At 45.3% G+C, this 4,179-nt stretch carries 3 protein-coding genes; all 3 read right to left on the bottom strand.

Annotation, left to right across the window (positions count from 1 at the left end; all coding sequences use genetic code 11):
- Positions 1 to 238: 238 nt before the first annotated feature.
- Positions 239 to 778 (bottom strand): DUF3332 domain-containing protein, encoded by a 540-nt coding sequence (locus QTO00_RS15785; protein WP_331425644.1) that lies wholly within the window; start codon positions 776 to 778, stop codon positions 239 to 241.
- 311 nt (positions 779 to 1,089) lie between these two features.
- Entirely contained in the window at positions 1,090 to 3,276 is a 2,187-nt protein-coding gene (locus QTO00_RS15780) for a malate synthase G (RefSeq protein WP_331425643.1), read from the bottom strand.
- A gap of 112 nt (positions 3,277 to 3,388) precedes the next feature.
- Positions 3,389 to 4,179 (bottom strand): LysR substrate-binding domain-containing protein (locus QTO00_RS15775; protein WP_331425642.1); only part of this gene is annotated, 791 nt, incomplete at its 5' end.

Genomic DNA, 4,179 nt, shown 5'->3' with positions numbered 1-4,179 from the left:
ACCTTTGGCGGCAGCAAGTGCCACTTTAGCTTTGAACTCAGGAGAGTGGTTTCTACGTTTTCTAGTCATAATCTGTTCCAGTATTGTTGGGTACTATCAAAACAGATCAATCACTTAAAGTCATGTCCGAAAATTGGGGACCACTTCTGTATGTAAAAATATAAACTTTTGAATTAGAAAATACGCCTTCTATTATAGTAGTCCCCTATTGTTGGAGACTACTATAAACCTTTAGTGATCAAATGTTCACTGTGGCGACATACTCCTCGAGCTCATTGTTCGATACCGTCGTAATGTATTGGTCGTCTAAGAAGAACGCTACGCCATCTTCTAGTCTCTCACCACGCAGAGTTTTCTCCGCGCCATTAACATACGAGATGTCCATCTGTAATGTGTTCTCATCGATTTGCTGCACGGTGGCATGTTCGATATTTGAATTGTTTGATAGTGGAACGTCTGTTAAAGACTCATCCAACTTGTCGTTTACCTTGATGTAGTTTTTAGTTGGCGTATCAACGACAGCAGGTGATTTGCCCGATAATGGGTTTTTGCCTGTCCAAAATTCAATAGAGTTGATAACAAACAAGTCGGCTGCGCCTGCAATACCATAAACAGGTGACAGCAGAATAAACATCCCCGCACGCCCGTAACGGTTATCAACAACTTCAAGGTTGAACTTTGAAACAAGACCTGTTGTTGCCATTTGGCCCATACAGCCAGTTAAAGAAGACGCAGCAAGCGCTGTTACAATTGCAATTTTCAATGCTTTCAATTTCATAATCATCACCACTTATATTTAGATGGCGCGCATCGTACTCCTGTTTTCTGCAAATGCAATTAGGGGGATATTAGATTTTACACAAGCCTGACTATGTTAATTTGCTGTTTTTCATAGGCAATTTCTTACACCCCATCTACAGCTAGTAGTTAGACAATCAGCGCATACCAACGGTGGTTACAGTGACAGAAAACGCCGATACAATAAGCCAACCCATATCCGTCCCAATATTAGATAAAAAAGACCGCGCTCTATTAGCGCGGTACCTTGGGCTGGTATTAATTAGGGGTGTTTCTTTTTTAATTATTCGTTCAGTTCTGGGTTGCTTTTAGCTTCAGGCGCATTGCATGAAGCACGGGCTCGGTATAACCATTAGGTTGCGCGCAGCCTTGGAACACAAGTTCACACGCCGCCGCGAAGGCAATACTGCTTTCAAAGTTTGGGGCCATGTTGATGTAGTTCGGGTCACCCGCATTCTGCTCATCAACCACAGCCGCCATACGTTTCATGGTTTCCATCACTTGGCTTTCATCACAAATACCGTGTCGAATCCAGTTAGCAATGTGTTGACTAGAAATACGCAGTGTTGCTCTGTCTTCCATCAAGCCAACATCATTGATATCTGGAACTTTAGAACAGCCTACACCTTGGTCAATCCAGCGTACTACGTAACCTAAAATACCCTGAGTATTGTTATCTAGCTCACTTTGGATTTCTTTCGCTGAAAGCTTCTGCTTACCAAGCAGTGGAATCGTTAAAATGTCGTCAACGCTTGCACGCACACGCTCGCTCAGCTCTTTTTGTCGGCTAGGAACGCTTACTTTGTGGTAATGTAAAGCATGCAGAGTAGCTGCTGTGGGTGACGGAACCCACGCCGTATTAGCACCGGCTTGAGGATGGCCCAACTTAGCGTCCATCATCTTCGCCATGTTGTCTGGTTCTGGCCACATACCTTTGCCGATTTGCGCTTTGCCTTGTAAACCACAGGCTAAACCAAGGTCTACGTTTTGGTCTTCATACGCACCGATCCAAGTCATGGTTTTTAGCTGCGCTTTAGGTGCAAACGGCCCTGCTTCCATACTGGTATGAATCTCATCGCCCGTTCTGTCTAAGAAGCCTGTGTTAATAAACACAACACGATCTTTTACAGCGCGGATACACTCTTTCAAGTTCACCGAAGTTCTGCGCTCTTCGTCCATGATACCGACTTTGATGGTGTATCTTTCTAATCCTAACGCATCTTCAATTCGACCAAATAACTCGTTGGTGAACGCCACTTCTTCGGGGCCGTGCATCTTGGGCTTAACGATATTGATGCTTTGTGCTGTTGAGTTCTGATAAGGGCTATTGCCTTTAAGATCATGCATAGCGATAAGAGAAGTGATCATGCCATCCATGATCCCTTCGGGGACTTCATTCCCATCAGCATCAAGAATCGCTGGATTGGTCATCAAATGGCCGACGTTGCGGATAAATAGCATACTGCGGCCCTTGAGCGAAATCTCTCCACCAGAAATGCTGGTATAGTGACGATCCGGGTTTAAGCGACGAACGATGGTTTTGCCGTTTTTCTCTAGTGACTCTTCCAAATCACCCTTCATCAAGCCAAGCCAGTTTCGATAAGCCAACGCTTTGTCTTCACCATCTACGGCAGCAACAGAATCCTCACAATCCATGATTGTCGTAAGAGCCGCTTCCACCAGCACATCTTTGATGCCCGCGGTGTCTACTTTACCAATTGGCGCAGTAGGATCGATTTGAATTTCGGCATGGAGATTATTGTGCTTCAACAAGATACATGATGGGGCACTCGCCTCACCTCGGTATCCGATAAACTGTTTACTGTCAACAAGCGTTACTTCTTCGCCATTACCAAGAGTGGCAATGAGTGTATTACCGATGCTGACATTGCTAATACTGTATTGGGTAACATCTTTATGGGAAACGCCATTAAGAGGCGCAGCGTCATCAAGGAACTCACGAGCGTAGGCGATCACTTTCTCACCGCGTACAGGGTTAAAGCTACCGCCTTTTTCAGCACCATCGCTCTCGCTAATAACATCGGTGCCGTAAAGTGCATCGTAAAGGCTACCCCAACGGGCGTTTGCCGCATTTAAAGCAAAGCGAGCGTTCATAATTGGAACAACCAACTGTGGGCCAGCTTGGGTCGCGATCTCAGGCTCAACATTAGCTGTACCGACGGTAAAATCATCACCTTCAGGCACCAAGTAGCCAATATCAAGTAGGAACTGTTTGTATTCGACAGGGTCGATAGTTTGACCAGCGCGCTCCTGATGCCACACGTCGATCTGATGTTGAAGATCATCACGCTTGGTCAGCAAAGCACGGTTTTTAGGCGCTAAGTCAGTCAGGATTGACTCAAAAGATTGCCAAAAATCTTCAGCGATAATACCCGTACCAGGTATCACCTGCTCATTAACTAGTTGGTAGAGGGTGCTATCAATGTTCAAGCTTCCCTGTTGAATACGATCGCTCATAAAATCTCTCTGAATGTCACTGTTAACTATTAATTAACACTACGTAACCGATGAAAATTTAGCTAATTTATGCCATTTATAATCGATATTCACAAAATAAATACCTCAATAATTACTCGGTTGCACCGCTTTCTATCTCATTAGCCACACTCTTTATCAAACGCCTCATCCACTGATGATCAGGGTTACTTTGCACTAATGGGCTCCATGCCATTTTCACTTCAAAGGGTTCTATAGCAAATGGAGCTGGCTTGATCAGCAGCTTAGGATTATTACGTTGCAACTGGGCCGCTTTGGTAGGAATCGTAAGTATGAGGTTCTTCTGCTGCGCAAACAAAATCGCAGACAAATAGTGACGAGTAAATACGGTGATGTTGCGAGTTTTACCTATCCGCATTAAAGCTTCATCTATCCAGCCTAGCTTCTGTGCCTGATTTGGGTTGATACCTACCCCCGTACCCATACCTGTTTTACTCACCCAAACATGCTGCGCTTGAAGGTAAGAGAAGAGGTCAAAGTTTTCCGCGATTGGATTGTCGCAACTAAACAAACATGAGAACCCGTCATGCCACAGGCTCATCTGGTGAAACGACTGCGGAATATCGTCAAATCGGTTAATGATAATATCCACCGTTCCCTGCTCTACATCTTGATAGCTGACGTCGCTGGGGGTCATGATATCAAGACGGAGCTTTGGTGCCACCTCCCTTAAACGCGTCAGCAGTGGTTGGATAAGGGTCGACTCTGCGTAATCGCTCGCCATTATGCGGAATAAGCGTTCGCTGTCTTCGGCAATAAACTCAGTGCTTGGCTGAAGCGATTTTTCAACGTTCGCCAATATGTTACGTATCTGCGGCTGGAGCATGGCTGCACGCTCTGTTGGCACCATTCCTTCACTGGTTC

Source organism: Vibrio sp. M260118 (assembly GCF_036533755.1).
Classification (GTDB): domain Bacteria; phylum Pseudomonadota; class Gammaproteobacteria; order Enterobacterales; family Vibrionaceae; genus Vibrio.
This window is presented reverse-complemented; position numbering and strand designations above follow the sequence as displayed.

Bases quoted from the DNA above. Each gene is read 5' to 3' on its own strand.
- QTO00_RS15785 (WP_331425644.1), bottom strand. From the start codon at position 778: ATGAAATTGAAAGCATTGAAAATTGCAATTGTAACAGCGCTTGCTGCG.
- QTO00_RS15780 (WP_331425643.1), bottom strand. From the start codon at position 3,276: ATGAGCGATCGTATTCAACAGGGAAGCTTGAACATTGATAGCACCCTC.